Origin of the sequence: Rufibacter glacialis, assembly GCF_008271745.1 — a bacterium.
GTDB classification, from domain to species: domain Bacteria; phylum Bacteroidota; class Bacteroidia; order Cytophagales; family Hymenobacteraceae; genus Nibribacter; species Nibribacter glacialis.
Genome location: NZ_VKKZ01000010.1, coordinates 618370 through 635245, shown reverse-complemented (window position 1 = coordinate 635245; position 16876 = coordinate 618370). Strand labels below are relative to the sequence as shown.

Below are 16876 nucleotides of genomic sequence, written 5' to 3'. Positions count from 1 at the left end.
AAACTGGTGGGTTTACGCCGCATCTGGGTCTTCAAACGCCCTGTTGATCCGGTCTTCCTCCAGTTTGTATAGCGCCTTCTGCACCTCGTAGCAGGCCAGCAGGTACAGCCTGAACGGCTCCGCTTTCTTAAGTACTTCCAGCAAAGCCACAATCTCCGGGATGTACACGCGCGCGAAGCTGAAGTCGTGCTCCAGGATGTCTCTGGTGTTGTCAATGATGTCGGCAAGTTTAATGGTCTGGGCCCGGGCCGAAATCCGGGACAGGCGTTCTACTTCCATCTGTTTCCTGCGTTTGCGGTTGTGCCCGGGCGCCTGTTGTTTGGTGAACTGGTCAGTGAGGTCGATGACCAGTTGCAGTACCTGGGCGGGTTTCACAATGGTCCCCTGACACACTTCTTCCAGAAAAGCCTGTAATTCCTTTTCGGTCACGGGCGTGTCTTCCAGCACATCGTGCAGGAGCGCCCCCATGACCATGCCGGTGGTGCCGCCGTAGGCCATCACAGTCTGCGCCACGCGTTCCAGGTGCTTCACATACGGCTCCTGGTGGTATTTCCGCCGCTGCTCACCGTGGGCGACCACGGCAAACCGCCACACCTTCTGCTCCAGCGCATTCAAAAACAAAGGGCATTCCAGGTATTCCATGCGGCATCGGGTATAAGCGTGGGCCAGGGCCCTGGGTGGGGCCGAGGGCGTTTCAGGGCTGTTTTACGGAAAACGGGCCTGAAACAGTTATTCCCCTTTAAGAAAAAGCCATCACCGGTCAGAAAACCCTACCAAGCATTGCAAGGGTGAAAGCCTTCTCCCTTTAAAACAAAAAAGCCTGGCACGGGGCCAGGCTTTTCAGGGAATAAGGAGATGCGCGTTTAGCGGGTTGCCTTATCTTTTCACGATTTTAAGGACCTGCACTTTGTTCCCGGTAGTAATACGCAGCAGGTACAGACCTGCCGGATTGCTACCCAAGTTCATCTGGTGCACTTCGCTGCTGCTGCTCAGGGTCACGTTCTTCCGGGATACTTCCTTCCCGGTCATATCAGAAACGCTCACCATCACTTTCTGCTGCGCCTCGCCCTTCAGCACCACATTGTACTGGCCGTTGGAAGGGTTCGGATACACCACCGCTTCGTTCAGGCTAAGGTCGGTTCCGTCGGCGGCTTTACTTTCTTCAGAAGAGGTAACAGAGACCGTGGCAGGGGCCGTCACCACCACTTGCATGGCTTTGGTGGCCACTTTAGCATCGCAATTACCGGCTACTACCAAGGTGATAGTGTACGTGCCTGCTTTGGAGAACACCACGGCGGCTTTTGTAGGGTCATACACGGCAGAAGAGACATTTTCTCCCATCCGGGCCAAAGTTCCGCCGCTTACCTGCCAGTTGTAGATTTGTGCTTTCTTGCTCTGGCTGGCATCCAACTGGAGGGCCTCGCCTACCGCTACCGTAGTGGCAGAGGCGGTGAAGTTAGCAACCGGAAGCTTGTCAATGTTCTCAAAGGTGCCTACGCCAATAGCGTAATCGGTCTGCAGGCCCACCAGGTCTTTCAGCGAATACCAGGCGCCTCCGTAGAAAATCAGAGAGCGGTCGCCCATGGCAGGGCCCGCCAGCTTAGAGCCTACGGCCATGTTGTCGCCGGCGATGTAGTTAATGGTGAAGCCTACGTAGATGCGGCCTTCGGCCGGAACCACCACATGCTGGTCAAGCACCACTTCCAGGTTGCCTCCGTTGGAAGCCACTGCCTGCATCAGTTTGGTGTAAGATACCTGCGCAGAGCTGATAATCTGGCCAGGAGCGCCCTCCGGACCGGCGGCATTCCAGACATTTACCGTGATAAACGAGGCGGTTGGCGCCGCGGCCGCGGCGGTGAGAATATTCAGCATGGCTTTGGTGACCACCGTACCGGCCGTCAAGTCAAAGGCCTTGGCATAGGTGGCCATTCTATAGCCATTGTGCCCGGAGAAAGTACCACCGGCCGCGGTTCCGAAACCGGTCAGACGGGCAGGGAAAGGGAAGTCCACGGTGCCGCAATCCTGACCAGCCGTGAAAATCTCTACATACTGCTTCTTGGAAGACTGAGACACCTCGCCGCCCGGGTTACGGGTAATCAGGGTCACGTCATACTTGCCTTTGGTGTTGAAGGTCACCACCGGGCTTTCCTCCGCGGAGGTTATTTTCGTTCCGCCCTGAGAAATCAACCACTCGTAGCTGGTGGCGTTCTTGGTGCTGTTGGTGAAGGTGATGGTTGAGCCTACATTCGCTGACAACGCAGAGGCCTCAAAGGCCGCCAGCGGAGCCACGGCACAATCAGCTACCCGCACCATTTGAGAGAAGGACTGGCGCAGCTCCACCGGATAAACGGCAGTGCCTTTGGTGATGTTCATGGGACGGGTGGCTACCAAGGTAGGGGTGAAAGTACCGGCAGCGGTATAGGTGGCGGAGGTAACCGCGTCTACAGAAGTAGCCCCATTACCGAAATTCCAGCGGTACGCCGAGGCGTTGTTCACGCCGGTAGCGTTAAAGGCCACCGCACTGTCAAGACAGGCCTCTGTGGTAGAGACCGCAATCTTTCCGGCAGGAAATTCAGCCGCATCCGCTAAGATAGGGAACATGGCAAAGGTCCAGGCGGCTCCCACCTGGCCGTTTACCTGCCAGCTGTTGTTGAAGAACAGCATGGAGTTGGCCCCGTTGGAAGCGGAATGGTGGATGTATACATTGTCCTTTTTGCCATAGTCAATCTCATAGCCTACAAAGAACTGATTGTCGGCGGGTACGGGTACGGGCTTGTCAAAGTAGAAGTAATTAGGCCGAAGCGTAGCATTGGCCGTGCTGGCCACCAGGTCGCTGATTTTCACCACCTGGGTGTGCAGCACGCGGCCGGGAGCTCCTCTTTCGCTGGCCCACACCTTCACGCGGATGGTAGAGGTAGGCGTACCGGCAACGGCCATCCGGAAGGAGATGCTCACCCCAGAGATAAGGTGCGTAGCCGCATACTTAAAGGAATTGGCAAAGGCCGGGATGTTATTGGCGCTGTGGCCGTTGATGGCAGAGGCACTGATGGCCCCGGTAACGGGCAGGCCCAGGATATCAAGGGCGGTAGTACCGGCCACACTGATTTTCACTGTTTTGGAAGCACCGCCGTTGATGGAAAGGGTTACCTCATGCAATCCGGCCGAAGTGAATTTCACCACCGGGTTTTTAGCAGTAGAAGTGGCGATGTTCGCGTTTTGGAAGGTCCAGGCATAAGTCAGGTTATCTCCCGTGGAACGGTTCGCGAACGCTACCTCTTCCCCTATCACGGCGGTTGTCTTGTTGGAGATGAAGTCAACGGTGGGTGCCAGGGCAGTACCGCCGGCGGCCACAATGGCCTGGTAGGCGTTGATGCGTCCTGCCCCTAACAAGCCTTCGTAGCCGGCATTCAGCACATCTACGTTATCAGAGGTAGACACCAGAATCTGCTTTATCTGGGCCGGGGTCAGGGAAGGGTTCTGGGCCTTGATATAACCTACCATGCCTGCCACCATTGGCCCTGACATGGAAGTACCGGTATAGTTGATGTAGGAACCATTGGCAATCTGGCTGGCAGTACCGGAGCCGGCCACGGTGCTTAGGATGTTGGTACCCGGCGCCGCAATGGTTACCCAGTTCCCGAAGGAGGAAGAGCTGCTTTTCTTATCACCGGCATCTGTGTTAGACACCGAGATAACATGCTGGTAATTGGCAGGGTACTGCTCTATGTTATTGTTGTTGTTTCCAGCAGAACCGATAAAAACGGTTCCCATGGCAGCACCTTCTGCGATAAGGTCCTGGAAGGCCTGCGAGTAGCCCGAGCCCCCGAAGGACATGGACACCACATTTGCCTTGGCGCCCCGGATAGCGTATGCCAGGCCGTCAAAAGAGGTATAGATACTTCTGGTGTTGGCGGCGTTGTTATACGTACATTTTACCGGCACAATCTGCACCCGGTTGTTACTGATGGAAGCCACCCCGGCACCGTTGTTGGTGACCGCGCCGGCTATGCCCGCGCAATGCGTGCCGTGCGAAAAGTTGTTAGGACCGGCCAGGTTCCGGTGCCCGGTACCTACCGTGTCTACCGGCGGGTTGGGGTTATTGTCACGGTCGGCGGCATCCCAGCCGTTCACATCATCAATGTAGCCGTTGCCGTCGTCATCAATGCCGTTAGATGCTTTGTTTTTCCCGGTAGCATCTATGCCCGTCTCACCGGGGTTCGTCCAGATATTGGCTTTCAGGTCGGGGTGGGAAATAAGCACGGCGTCATCCACAATGGCTACCCTTATGGGGGCACTGTTGCCATTGAAGGCATCATAGGCCTGTACGGCCTTGGTAATATTCAGCGCATACTGGTTACCGGCGGTGTATTGCTGGTCACTGGGCGCCGCATGGATGTAGTAGATAGGCACCAGCTCCGCGTACTCCACCTCGGGCATGGCCTTCAGCTCACTAATCAATTGCTTTACCGAAGCTCTGGAGCCATCTAGTTCCACCTGAAAAATACGGGAGACATTCTGGCTAAACCCTTTGCCCGCTGCCTGGCGCATAAGCCGGGCATCTGCCTTCAGCAAGGCCTTGCTTATTTTGTCTTCCTTGAATTTTCTGGCTCTCTCGCTTTTGCCGTTGAATTCAAGGGCGTTGCCGGTTTCCTGTTGCCGGAACTTCACGAAAATCTTGTCATCGTGGTAGGCTTTTTCATCTGGAGTTTGGTTGGCGGTGTTGGCGGAAGTAAGCTGTACCTCCTCCAGTTCCTGCGCATTTGTACTTAAAACTTGCCCAGCCAGAAAAAGCCCAAGCAAGCCCCTCACAAAGTAATTTTTCTTCATAAAATATTGTGTTTGATTAGTGGCTGGTTATAAACCAGGTAAGACATGATGTGTAAAAGTTACAACCAAAAATTTGAAAAATAATTCAATGACATTCCTTTTATTTCTAATTATAGTAATTTAAAATCTTTACAGGATAACAATTTTAGGGCAAAAGCACCCCTTCAACGCCCTTTTATGCGGGTTTGGCTTCGTCCTTTGTATTTTAGCAACACAAAAAAATAACTAGTTTTTGGGAAAGCGGGCGCTTACTCTGGAATATAGACTTTTTGGATATTTACTATATAGCTGTCCTTCACGGACTTCCCTGAAGATCCCCTATTTAAGTAGGAGGCACACTTTCTATAAGGCAAATGAAGCCCTTGGGGAAGGCGAATGCTTTGCTGCCCCTGGTAAACCGGGAATTTCAGATTCTGATGGGTGTGACCGATTTTGCCTTATTAGAGCGAAATGATAAAGACGTGGCAATTGTCGTGGTCTAACTAATATAGTTTTCAGTAAAAACGCCACCCTATTAAAGGATGGCGTTTTTGCTTTAGTTTGGTAGAAAGGCCCGTAAAACAGTTCCCGGCAAAAAAGAAGGAAGTGCGCTAAGCATTCCCTAATTCACTTAGCTCCTGCCGGAAGCTCCCACTCAGGATAGGGAATCGGAGCCAACTACGTGGATCCACGTTGTAGTCGTCCAGGTGGAAGGCCGGGGCATAGCGTTCGCGTTTCCATTGGTTGCGGCTCCAGAGGGTGTAGAACCGTTGCACGAACTGGCGCAACTGGTCATCTGGGTAGGTGCCTTTGAGTTTCTCGAAAACCTGTTGTGGCGACAAACGCTCATAGAAGGCTAGCCGCTCAATCTGGTTCAGGAGCGGGTACGGCATGAGGTCTTCCTCGTCGGTCTGGGTGTTTTCCAGGGGCCGTAACTCAGCAGAGGGTTGCAGGTTGTTCACGTACTGCAGCCCTTCATAGCCTAGTTCCAACTGGGCCCACACCAGCCATTGCCTGATGAAGGATTTGTCTACGCCCGCAATGGGCGAGATGCTGCCGGCCGTGTCGCCATCCATGGTGGCGTAGCCCACAGAGGCTTCGGACCGGTTAGAGGTAGCCAGCAAAAGGGAATTCCGGAGGTTGGCCAGCATCCAGATGCCGGGAGCCCTTACGCGGGCCTGAATGTTCTGTAGCGTAATGTCATCGTGTTCCCAAGTGAGGGTACGGCCAATGGCGTGCTCAATTTTGCCCTGGTAGCTTTTCACTTCCTCGTCAATGGTCCAGTTGTAGAACACGGCGCCAATAGATTTGGCCAGTTCCTCCGCAGAGCGGTAGGTATCATCTGAGGAATTGACGGTGCCTTGGTACGCCGTGACCAAGAGTTTGCTCACCACCACGTTTCTGAGCTCGTTTCCGGAAAGTTGGCTGTAATCAGAGACCTCATTGGGGGTAAGGCAATTGGTCTTGCGGGCGAATTCCTCCAACCCGATCTCGGTCACCGCCCGGCGCACCATCTCGGCCACGGCTACGGCCACCAGCGAAGAATCGGCCCCGCCGCTCAAGGAAAGCACAAACCCGCGGCTCCGGCTTTTGCGCAGATAATCAAATAAGGCCAGGGAAATAGCGGCAATGAACTCCAGGTTCTCGTCTACGGGTAGCAAATCCACAGTCTCAGGCGGCAGCGGCGCGTCAAAAGAGACTTCGGCGCACTCAAAGTCCACGCTCTTGAAGGAAAGCAGCTGGTTTCTGAGCACAACGTACCCATTCTGCGCAATGAGGATCTCGCCGTCATAGATCATCTTACCGGCCTCGTTGCCCAGCAGGTTCACGTACAGGTACGTGCACTCAAATTGCCGGGACGCATCTACCACCAAGCGGTAGCGTACATCGGTCTTGCTCATGGCAAAGTGGCTGGCGCTGGGGTTGATGATGAGCTGAACACCTTTCTCTTTATGCCGATACGCCGGGCGGTGCTCATTGCGCCAGGCGTCTTCGCAGATCTCAAAGGCGAACTTGATGCCTTGGTGCTCATAGATGATGTCCCCTATCTGGTAGGTCTGGCCAAAGGCTTCAAACTCTTCAATGGTGTTGGGCACCCAGGAACTGAACCAGCGCGGCTCATAGTGCACCCCGTCATTAGCCAGGAACTGCTTGGCCGTGAAACCCAGGATCTCTTTGTTTTTGATGACGCAGGCGGCGTTGTAGGTGGTGTTGTTCAGCCTAATGGGCAAACCCACGCACACGATCACACCCTCGCACCATTCCTTTATCTCCAGCAGCCGCTCAAAACACTCCACACTCACCCACTCGCTCAGGAACAGGTCTTCACAACCATACCCTGGAATACTCATCTCAGGCAGGCAGAGAATGTCTACGTGCTCTTCTTTGGCCTGTTCAATAGCCGATTTGATGTTACGGAGGTTGTTTTCCCAATCAAGGGGAGTTTGGTTAAGGGCGGCGCCGGCAAGTTTCATAGTCTGTACTGTTAAGGCTTTTTAACGCAGGAACGGGCCTGTGAGTTAGAAATACGGCTTCTCCCCTGCGTGAAACACGTGGGCAGAGCACCCGCAAAGCTAAGAACCTTACCAGAAGGAGCAAAAATCAGCGGGATAAACTAGGTAGGGAAAACCCTGAAACTATCACCTGGAAATGGAATGGTAGAGGCAATCCGTTGTAGTTGCCTTTTTACCAATGGTGCAACCGTAAAGGGCAACCACAAGGGATTGCCCCTACTGTTACCTATTGGTATGCTCCTGCCGTTTTTAGGCAGCTTTCAGGAAAAAGCACTTTAAATGGGAAGGGAGGATTACGGGAGAATGGCACCAGCGGCTCTAAGGGCCTCCATGCTTTTCTCCGCAGCGGCTTGCTCTGCTTTCTTCTTGGAGAGGCCGCTGCCAGAGGCAACAATATCATTGTCTACCACCACGGCGGCGGTAAATTCAGTGGTGCTACCCGATTGTTTCTGGCCCACAATCTCAAACCTGATGCTGCGGTTCTGCCCTTGGGCCCACTCAATGAGTTTGCTTTTGAAGTTGCTGGTAGTGGTGGTAATTTCGTGCAGGTCAAAGTGCGGTTTCACCAGTTTCTTCAGGATGAAGCTTTTGGTGTCTTCATAGCCTTTGTCCAGGTACACGGCTCCTACCAGCGCCTCCAGGGCGTTGCCGTTGATGAACTTGTGGCGGGTCACGCCAGAGACATTGTCTACTTTGATAAGCGAGTGCAGCCCCACCTTCACGGCCAGGCTGTTTAGTGACTCGCGGTTCACCATGCGGGACCGGATCTCCGTCAGGAAACCTTCGTCTTTGTAGGGGTACTTCTTGAACAGGTATTCCGCTATTACCGAACCCAGAATGGCGTCGCCCAGAAACTCCAGCCGCTCGTTTGTTTCCTGGTTCCCCTTCAGGTTCTGGCGCACAAACGAGGTGTGCGTGAAGGCCAACTGATACAAGTGCAGGTTGTCTGGTGCCATTCCCGTGATGTGGGTAATGGCATTCACAAACGCCTTGTCTTTGTAAAAGAATTTATGGATTGCGCGAAAGACCGGTCTGATCGGGCTCAACACTACTCACTGAATTTTTTGAAAATCACAGAGGTGTTGTGTCCGCCAAATCCGAAGGTATTGCTGAGGGCAATGTTCACTTCGCGCTCTTGAGCTTTGTTGAAAGTAAAGTTCAACTTAGGGTTGAACTGCTCATCATCTGTGAGGTGGTTGATGGTAGGCGGAATGATCCCGTTCTGGATAGCCAGAATAGACGCTACTGCCTCAATGGCTCCGGCCGCCCCCAACAGGTGACCTGTCATAGACTTGGTAGAACTGATGTTGAGGTTGTAGGCATGGTCACCAAACACGTGCTCAATGGCTTTGGCTTCCCCCACATCGCCCAGGGGCGTGGAGGTACCGTGCACGTTGATGTAGTCTACGTCTTCCGGCTTGATGCCTGCATCTTTCAGCGCGTTCTGCATCACGTTGCGGGCGCCCAATCCTTCTGGGTGCGGCGCTGTGATGTGGTAGGCATCGGCAGACATGCCGCCACCGATGATCTCAGCGTAAATTTTGGCACCCCGGGCTTTGGCGTGCTCATACTCTTCCAGCACAATGGCAGCTGCTCCTTCGCCTAACACGAACCCATCACGGTCTTTGTCAAACGGACGGGAAGCCGTCTCTGGAGAATCGTTACGCTCAGAAAGGGCTTTCAGGGCATTGAAACCACCTACCCCCGCTTCAGTCACGGCAGCTTCAGAACCACCGCTTACTACTATGTCTACCATACCCAAGCGGATATAGTTGAAAGAGTCAATCAAGGCGTTGGTGGCAGAGGCGCAGGCTGAAACGGTGACGAAGTTAGGGCCTCTGAAACCGTATTTGATAGAGATATGACCGGCGCTGATGTCGGCGATCATTTTAGGGATAAAGAAAGGATTGAAGCGTGGTGTTCCGTCGCCGTTGGCGAAGTTCACGCATTCTTCCTGAAAGGTGCGCAGACCGCCAATGCCAGAACCCCAGATAACGCCAATGCGGTCTTTGTCTAAAGACTCATCTAGCAGGTTGGCATCTTGTACGGCCTGGTCTGCTACAATAACAGCAAATTGCGTAAAGAGGTCCATCTTACGGGCCTCTTTACGCTCAAAGTATTGCTCAGGATCATACCCTTTAACTTCGCAGGCGAATTGGGTTTTAAATTTTGAGGCATCAAAGCGAGTAATGGGCGCTGCCCCACTCACCCCGTTCACGAGGCCATCCCAATATTCAGAAACGGTTTTCCCCAGAGGGGTAAGCGCACCAAGGCCTGTTACTACAACTCTCTTAAGCTCCATACGCTGCTAGTAGAGGAAAAGAACCTGTATTGATTAGGTAAATTTGGATCGATAAATTAAAAAAGAGGGAGGAGATTACTTAGCGTGCTCTTCCAGGTAGCTGATCGCTTGGCCTACCGTAGCAATATTCTCCGCTTGGTCGTCTGGAATAGACACATTGAATTCTTTCTCAAATTCCATGATCAATTCTACGGTATCAAGAGAGTCGGCACCCAGGTCGTTTGTAAAGCTAGCCTCAGGCGTTACCTCAGATTCTTCAACGCCTAATTTGTCAATGATGATAGCTCTTACTTTTTCTGCGATTTCTGACATTTTTTATAGAAGTTTTTTAAAACACAATGCAAAGAAATGGATTTGGGAACACAATGTCAAACAAATCAGCAGCAATAGTTTTATTCTGATAGTTTTATCAGAAGTTAACTTGAGATTCCGTTTGTCTTCTTTAAATTGCCAACCCAACAGCAACTTTTACCAGAGTACCCTCATCCATGAAATCTTTCCGTCTAGACGTAGAATACGATTTTGATTTCGACTTATATGGAGTGGTGTCTTCCAGCAAGGAACATACGCTGGCTTGGGCGTTGAATAAGTACTTCCGCATTAGATTGGTGAAACAGACTGATCTGTGCATTGACTTCCTGAACAAGGGCCGGTTGGTGATCTCTAATTATCTGCACCGCGCAGAGCACGGCTCTCTACGCTTGTTCCGGAACCGTTCTGTAGGCACCAGTTCCCTGACCTCCCCTTTCCTGGTTCCTGACATCAAAGAATATGATTATATAATACAGGTATCTGGCGGGCTCAGCCATCTGCAGCAAGAGCTCTTACAGACCCTGAACGCCGTGCCCCTTGTGCAGTACGTGCGTTCCTTTGACCCGCATTGTTTACGTTATAAAGAAAACCTGCTTTTTTAGCGCATGGCTATCCATTTCAACAACACCAAGATTATTGCCACTGTTGGCCCCGCCAGCAACACCCCTGAGCGTCTTCGCGCACTTATCCAGGAAGGGGTTGACGTTTTCCGCCTTAATTTCTCTCACGGTACGCACCCAGAGCACCTTAAAGTAATTGAGCACGTGCGGGCTATCAACGCCACTGAGGGTTTCAATATATGCCTCCTGCAGGACCTTCAGGGTCCTAAGATTCGGATCAATGATGTGGAAGATGGCGCCATTGAGATAGTGGAAGGCCAGCAACTCACCTTCGTCTGCGACAAGTCAATGGGTACGCCCCAACGCCTGTCACACAGCTACTCGCGCCTGGCCCAGGATGTTCGCCCCGGTGATGCCATACTGATTGACGACGGCAAACTGGAGGTACGCGTGATCAGCTCAGACGGCGTGAACAAGGTGTTGACCGAGGTCATTTACGGTGGCGTGGTGAAACCCCGCAAGGGCATGAACCTGCCAGACACCGTAGTGACGGCTCCTTCCCTCACAGAGAAAGACCTGCAAGACTTGCACTTCGGCCTGGACAACAACGTGGAGTGGGTGGCCCTTTCCTTTGTAAGAAAGGTAGAAGACATCCATGAGATCAAGCGCATCATTGCCGAGCGTGGCAAAGACACCCGCGTGGTGGCCAAGATTGAGAAACCTGAGGCTATCCGCAACATTGACTCTATCATTGCCGCCACAGATGCCGTGATGGTTGCCCGGGGTGACCTTGGGGTGGAGATAGGCATGGAAGAAGTGCCTATGCTCCAGAAGATGATTGTGGAGAAATGTACCGCCTTAGGCAAACCAGTGATTATTGCTACCCAGATGATGGAAAGCATGATCACGAACCCCCGCCCTACCCGCGCCGAGACCAACGACATTGCCAACGCCGTAATGGACGGGGCCGACACGCTCATGCTGAGCGCTGAGACCGCCGCCGGGGCCTACCCTATTGAGACTATCCGGAGCATGGTGCGCACCATCCAATCCGTGGAGTCGCAGGCGCCGGTGTTCCACCGCAACTTTGTGTTCCATTCAGAGGCAGACACCTTCCTGAACGACACCGTGGTCGCCAATGCCGTTAACCTGGCCCGTGATACCAATGCGCGCGCTTTGATTGGTTTGACCAAGTCTGGCTATACCGCTTTCCAGATTGCCAAGCACCGCCCCAAGGCCAGCATTTTCATCTTCACTGACAACAGAGCTTTGTTGAACACCTTGAACCTGGTTTGGGGCATCAGAGGGTTCTATTATGACCGCTTCGTTTCTACTGATGAAACCATCACCGACCTGAAAGACATCCTGATCAAAGAAGGACACCTGGAGTCGGGTGACGTTTTCATCAACATCGGCTCCATGCCGGTGATGGAAAAGAAACGCGCCAACATGATCAAACTGAGTATAGTACACTAGTACCAACTCTCTTATATAGACACAAAGAGGCCCCGCTAACCATAGCGGGGCCTCTTTGTTTAAGGGGCATTTCACGAAAATGGGCTCAGAACCTTTCTCGCTGATTGACTTCAAGTTCCCTCTCTTTTCAGAGACCAAGCATTGTTGGCCAAGGCAACTTTTCTGAAGCGCAATGCCGGGAGGCCAAGCAGCGGGCACCCTGAAAAGTTGGGCTCTCTCCTCTGGGATCTTCTCCCGCGTGGGTTTCGCTTTCTATGACAAGCCTTTGCTATTAAGGAAACCAATCTATGTGGTAGCACTACCTACAACACAAGAAGCCTTGCTGATAGCAAGGCTTCTTACATTACCTAAGAAATAAATACTACCTAAAGACTAGGCAGCTAAGTTGTTGACAAAACGAGCCAATTTAGATTTGTTGTTGGCTGCTTTGTTCTTATGAATCACGTTCTTCTTGGCCAACTTGTCTAGCATACCAGATACCGTCTTGAACAATTCCTGCGCCTCGGCTTTGTCAGTCGTGGATTTCAAACGTTTTACAAAGGTACGGGTGGTTTTCGCCTGATAGCGATTCAGCAAGCGTTTCGCGTTGTTAGATCTGATTCTCTTTAATGCTGACTTATGGTTAGCCATGGTTGTGAATATAGATAAATGCTGTAACTCTGATTCTAAATGAGTTTGCAAAACTACAAGCTTAATGGATTAATTGCAAGAAACTTTCTTAAAATTAATCAAACTCTGTCGCCCGGCGCCCATATTAGGGATACCCAGCGGCCCAAGCTATGCTCTGTTGCTGTTCTGCGGTACAAAGGTAACATTTCTATAAAACCCGCTCTACAAATTTCAAACAAAAGTTTTCGGGGAACGGCTGCCACCAGCAGGCAAAGCAGCCTCGGTCCTAGCCCTGCGGTTCCCATTGGGCTTAAAGGAGTTGTTAAGTGTCTTTTCCCTTTACTAATGCAAGCCTAACACTCCTTTAGTATTCCCTGGTGGCACTGGTGTTTCTCCTGCCGGCTGAAGAACAGCCTGAAAAGAATCTGTATCGCTTTCTAAGGGGAGAATTAGTATGCTTTTGGAAACCAGAAAGGTAACTGCGGTGTTTTACACTTGATTTCGTAATTTTACCCCAGAAATAGAATCCACCTTAAAATTCACCCATACCCATGGCAATGTATCCTGAATATATGGTCGCCCCGATCAGGGAAGACCTAACCTCTGTTGGCTTTGAGCAATTGATGACGCCCGAAGAAGTAGAGTCGGTATTGACGCAGAAAGAAGGCACCGTGTTGGTAGCCGTGAACTCTGTTTGTGGTTGCGCTGCCGCCAAAGCCCGCCCGGCCCTTAAAATGGCGGTGGCCAGCAGCGAGCAGAAGCCGTCAAAATTAGTAACGGTGTTTGCCGGCATGGAAACCGAAGCCGTGGCCAAAGTACGGGAGTTCATGCTCCCCTACCCTCCGTCTTCCCCTTCCATCGCCTTGTTCAAAGATGGCGAGTTGGTGCACGTGATTGAGCGCCACCACATTGAAGGCAATGACCTGACCCGAATTGTAGACAACCTGCAAGGAGCCTTTGAAGAGTACTGCTAACATATAGCCGCTATTCCCTTAAAACAGCAGCGCCTGACTTTCTCAAGTCAGGCGCTGCTGTTTTAAGGCTGGTTTATGGAGAACAGGTTATAAACGTGAAACCTGTGAGGTTTTGAAAACCTCACAGGTTTTTGCTTGCCAGTCAGGTGTTTCAGCAAGCATGGGCTAGGGGCATTATGGAGATATATAACTTCTTGCGCTTTGTGATTAGTTAATTAAGGGGTTAGTTGTTTTAGGCCGATTCTTGAAAAAGAGGGGTAAAACAGGAAGCCTGTGAGAGACGACCAGCAAGCCGCCTCTCGCTGCAAGGCAGCGAGGATAGCCAGAGACTACCCTTTTATCTGTAGGCACGAGTCAGGAGACGCGCGCCAGACTCATGCCTACAGCCTTGCGTCTTTCCTTCCCTTGAGGGCCTTATTTTTCTTTTATCTAAAGAACTCCACCTTTACCTATAGCGCCTCAATCAGTTCCTAACAACAAACAACTAATCACCAACAACTAATCACTAAAAACTAATCACCAACAACTAATCACCAACAACTAATCACTAAAAACTAATCCCTCGCAACTAAACCCAGCTATAGCACCTTGAACCGGTCAAAGGCCAGGCGTTCCAGTTCCTCCTGGTGCGTAGGGTGCGCGATCTGGATAAGTTCCTTGGCGCGTTGCCGGAGGTTCTTGCCGTACAGATCCGCAATCCCGAACTCCGTGACAATGTAGCGCACGTGGGCACGGGTGGTGGTCACGCTGGCTCCGGGCTTGAGGATGTTCACAATCTTTGATTCGCCCTTATTGGTGATGGAGGGCAGCGCGATGATGGGTTTTCCGCCTTCTGACAAGGCCGCGCCGCGCATAAAGTCCATCTGTCCGCCTACCCCGGAGAATTGGTACATGCCAATGCTGTCGGCGCAGACCTGGCCGGTGAGGTCTACCTCTATGGCGCTGTTGATGGCGGTGGTTTTGGGGTTCTGCCGGATGATGGCCGTATCATTGGTGAACACGGTCTCTTTCATGACCACGGCCGGGTTGTCATGCAGGAAATCAAAGACCTTCTGCGAGCCGTTCACAAAACAGGACACGATCTTGTGCTTCAACACCTTCTTCCGGGCGCCCGTGATCACGCCTTTCTCCACCAGGGGGATGATCCCGTCTGAGAACATCTCGGTATGGATACCCAAATCTTTGTGGTTACCCAATTGCGCCAGCACCGCGTCTGGAATACCGCCAATACCCATCTGCAGGGTAGCCCCGTCCTCCACCAGAGAAGCCACCAACTGCCCTATCTTCGTCTCCACTTCCCCGGCTGGTTTGTTGGTGTGTTCGGGCAGGGGCTCGTCTACGGCCACCTTCGCGTGGAACTTACTGATGTGCACCACCCCATCGCCGTGCGAGCGGGGAACCCGCGGGTTCACTTCGGCAATGAGGATCTTGGCGGTCTCCACGGCAGACAAGGTGACGTCAACCGAGGCACCCAGGCTACAGAACCCGTGGGCATCGGGCGGCGACACCTGCACCAGGGCCACATCCAGGGGCAGAATGTTACGGCGGAACAAAAGCGAGATCTCGCTCAGGAAAATAGGGATGTAATCAGCGGTGCCTTCCTTGAGCGCCTGCCGGATGTTACCCCCCACAAAACAGGCGTTGGTCTTAAAGCTACCGGCGTTCTCCGGGTAAGTATAGGGGGCTGGGCCTTCGGTGTGCATGTGGATGAACTCCACCTCGCGCAGCTCTGAGGCGCGGGCCGAGACGGCGTTCACGAGCCGCAGCGGGGTCATGGCTGCGCCGTGGACAAAAACCCGGTCCCCGGATTTGATTAGTTTAACGGCTTCCTCAGGAGTGGTATAGTCAGGTAGATGAGACATGGGTAGTTCTTGCTTAGTGATGTTGCTTTTACGGAAATGCGGCGCAAAGATCAATCTTCTCCCATGGCTTGAAAATGACAAAGGCCAGCGTGGTGGCTGGCCTTTGTCATTTTTGGGGTGTTTTACGGAAACCAGCCGCTTTACCGCGAAGGCGTGGTCAGGTACTGCTTCAGGTCAAAGCCAATGTCACGGCGGAAATTACGGCCTTCCCAGGTGATTTGTGCGGCGGCGGCGTTGGCTTTCGCCAGGGCTTCTTCCATGTCCTGGCCTAAGCCCGTAACGGCAATGACCCTTCCGCCATCGTTGACCACGTGGCCCTCCTCCGTTTGCTTGGTACCAGCCTGGAAACAAAGGGTATTCTCTGGCAAGGCCGTCTCCAGCCCTTTGATTTCTTTGCCTTTCTCATAGTCTCCCGGGTAACCGCCAGATACCAGGAAAATGGTAGTGGCCGACCGGGGATCTACCTCCAGTTGGAACTGCCCCAGTTCATGGTCATGCAGCGCCTTGAAGAGCTCAAACAAATCAGACTTGATGCGGGGCAGGATGGCCTCTGTTTCCGGGTCACCCAGACGTACGTTGTACTCAATCACGTAGGGGTCACCGTTGGTGTTCATGAGCCCGATGAACAGGAAGCCGCTATAGTGGATTCCCTCCTGCCGAAGGCCTTGCAAGGTAGGCAGAATCACGCGCTCGCGCACTTTGTCCATGAAGGCCTTGTCTGCGAACGGCACCGGGGAAATAGCGCCCATGCCCCCGGTGTTCAGCCCGGTATCGCCTTCGCCAATGCGCTTGTAATCCTTGGCCTCGGGCAGCAGCACGTAGTCCTGGCCATCGGTTAGAATGAAGGCCGAGAGCTCTATGCCTTGCAGGAACTGCTCTACCACCACTTTGCTGCCCGCGCTCCCAAACTGGTTGTTCTTGAGCATGCCGGTAATGGCTTCGCTGGCTTCGTCATAATTCTGGGCAATGACCACGCCTTTGCCGGCGGCCAGACCATCGGCTTTCAAGACCACGGGGTACGTGTGTTGCTGCAGGTAGGCCAGGGCTTGGTCAAAGGTAGTAGCGGTGAACGTCTGGTACTGGGCCGTGGGGATTCCGTGCTTCAGCATGAACTGCTTGGAGAAGTCTTTGCTGCCTTCCAGCTGGGCACCGGCTTTCTGCGGCCCAACCACCAGAATGTGCTGCAGGTAATCTCTTTCCGCGAAATAATCAACGATACCAGCTACCAAAGGGTCTTCTGGACCCACCACCAGCATCATGATGTTGAAGTCTGTGGCGAATTTGGCCAGTTCCTCAAAATTGGTGGTAGAAATGTCTACGTTAGTAGCGATCTGGGCCGTTCCGGCGTTACCGGGGGCCACGAAGATTCTCTCACAATAAGGGCTTTGGCTGATTTTCCAGGCCAGGGCGTGCTCACGGCCGCCCGCTCCTATTATCAAAACGTTCATACTAGCAAAGATTA

12 protein-coding genes are annotated in these 16876 nt (G+C 52.7%); 3 read left to right on the top strand and 9 right to left on the bottom strand.

What is annotated here, in order from left to right; all coding sequences use genetic code 11:
• Positions 1-12: 12 nt before the first annotated feature.
• The 6 genes from FOE74_RS03525 to FOE74_RS03500 all read right to left on the bottom strand — a co-directional run bounded on the left by FOE74_RS03525 (position 13) and on the right by FOE74_RS03500 (position 9933).
• The gene (locus FOE74_RS03525; RefSeq protein ID WP_225840612.1) at positions 13-642 is read right to left on the bottom strand and encodes an HD domain-containing protein; all 630 of its coding nucleotides are present in this window, start codon (positions 640-642) and stop codon (positions 13-15) included.
• Between the two features lie 234 nt (positions 643-876).
• Positions 877-4827, bottom strand: a complete 3951-nt coding sequence (locus FOE74_RS03520; RefSeq protein WP_149097203.1) for a S8 family serine peptidase — start codon at positions 4825-4827, stop codon at positions 877-879.
• A 590-nt stretch (positions 4828-5417) separates the two neighbouring features.
• Complete coding sequence (nadE, locus tag FOE74_RS03515; RefSeq protein ID WP_149097202.1) at positions 5418-7280, bottom strand: NAD(+) synthase; 1863 nt, start codon at positions 7278-7280, stop codon at positions 5418-5420.
• Positions 7281-7612: 332 nt separating this feature from the next.
• Complete coding sequence (gene rnc / locus FOE74_RS03510) at positions 7613-8302, bottom strand: ribonuclease III (protein WP_225840610.1); 690 nt, start codon at positions 8300-8302, stop codon at positions 7613-7615.
• A gap of 65 nt (positions 8303-8367) precedes the next feature.
• Positions 8368-9621, bottom strand: coding sequence for a beta-ketoacyl-ACP synthase II (fabF, locus tag FOE74_RS03505; RefSeq protein WP_149097201.1), 1254 nt, complete (start codon positions 9619-9621; stop codon positions 8368-8370).
• Positions 9622-9696: 75 nt separating this feature from the next.
• Complete coding sequence (locus FOE74_RS03500; RefSeq protein ID WP_048919546.1) at positions 9697-9933, bottom strand: acyl carrier protein; 237 nt, start codon at positions 9931-9933, stop codon at positions 9697-9699.
• A gap of 176 nt (positions 9934-10109) precedes the next feature.
• Here FOE74_RS03500 and FOE74_RS03495 point away from each other — a divergent pair, with 176 nt between their 5' ends.
• The gene (locus FOE74_RS03495; protein WP_149097200.1) at positions 10110-10535 is read left to right on the top strand and encodes an IPExxxVDY family protein; all 426 of its coding nucleotides are present in this window, start codon (positions 10110-10112) and stop codon (positions 10533-10535) included.
• Positions 10536-10538: 3 nt separating this feature from the next.
• A complete protein-coding gene (pyk, locus tag FOE74_RS03490) occupies positions 10539-11969 on the top strand; it encodes a pyruvate kinase (RefSeq protein WP_149097199.1) in 1431 nt (476 codons plus the stop codon).
• A 372-nt stretch (positions 11970-12341) separates the two neighbouring features.
• On the opposite strand, the gene rpsT is transcribed toward pyk, so the two are convergent.
• A complete protein-coding gene (rpsT, locus tag FOE74_RS03485) occupies positions 12342-12599 on the bottom strand; it encodes a 30S ribosomal protein S20 (RefSeq protein ID WP_149097198.1) in 258 nt (85 codons plus the stop codon).
• 536 nt (positions 12600-13135) lie between these two features.
• On the opposite strand from rpsT, the gene FOE74_RS03480 reads away from it, so the two are divergent.
• The gene (locus FOE74_RS03480) at positions 13136-13552 is read left to right on the top strand and encodes a BrxA/BrxB family bacilliredoxin (protein WP_062545952.1); all 417 of its coding nucleotides are present in this window, start codon (positions 13136-13138) and stop codon (positions 13550-13552) included.
• 578 nt (positions 13553-14130) lie between these two features.
• Here the strand turns inward: FOE74_RS03480 and FOE74_RS03475 are convergent.
• Entirely contained in the window at positions 14131-15414 is a 1284-nt protein-coding gene (locus tag FOE74_RS03475) for an acetyl-CoA hydrolase/transferase family protein (RefSeq protein ID WP_149097197.1), read from the bottom strand.
• A 140-nt stretch (positions 15415-15554) separates the two neighbouring features.
• Positions 15555-16862 (bottom strand): phosphoribosylamine--glycine ligase, encoded by a 1308-nt coding sequence (gene purD / locus FOE74_RS03470; protein ID WP_149097196.1) that lies wholly within the window; start codon positions 16860-16862, stop codon positions 15555-15557.
• Positions 16863-16876 lie beyond the last annotated feature (14 nt).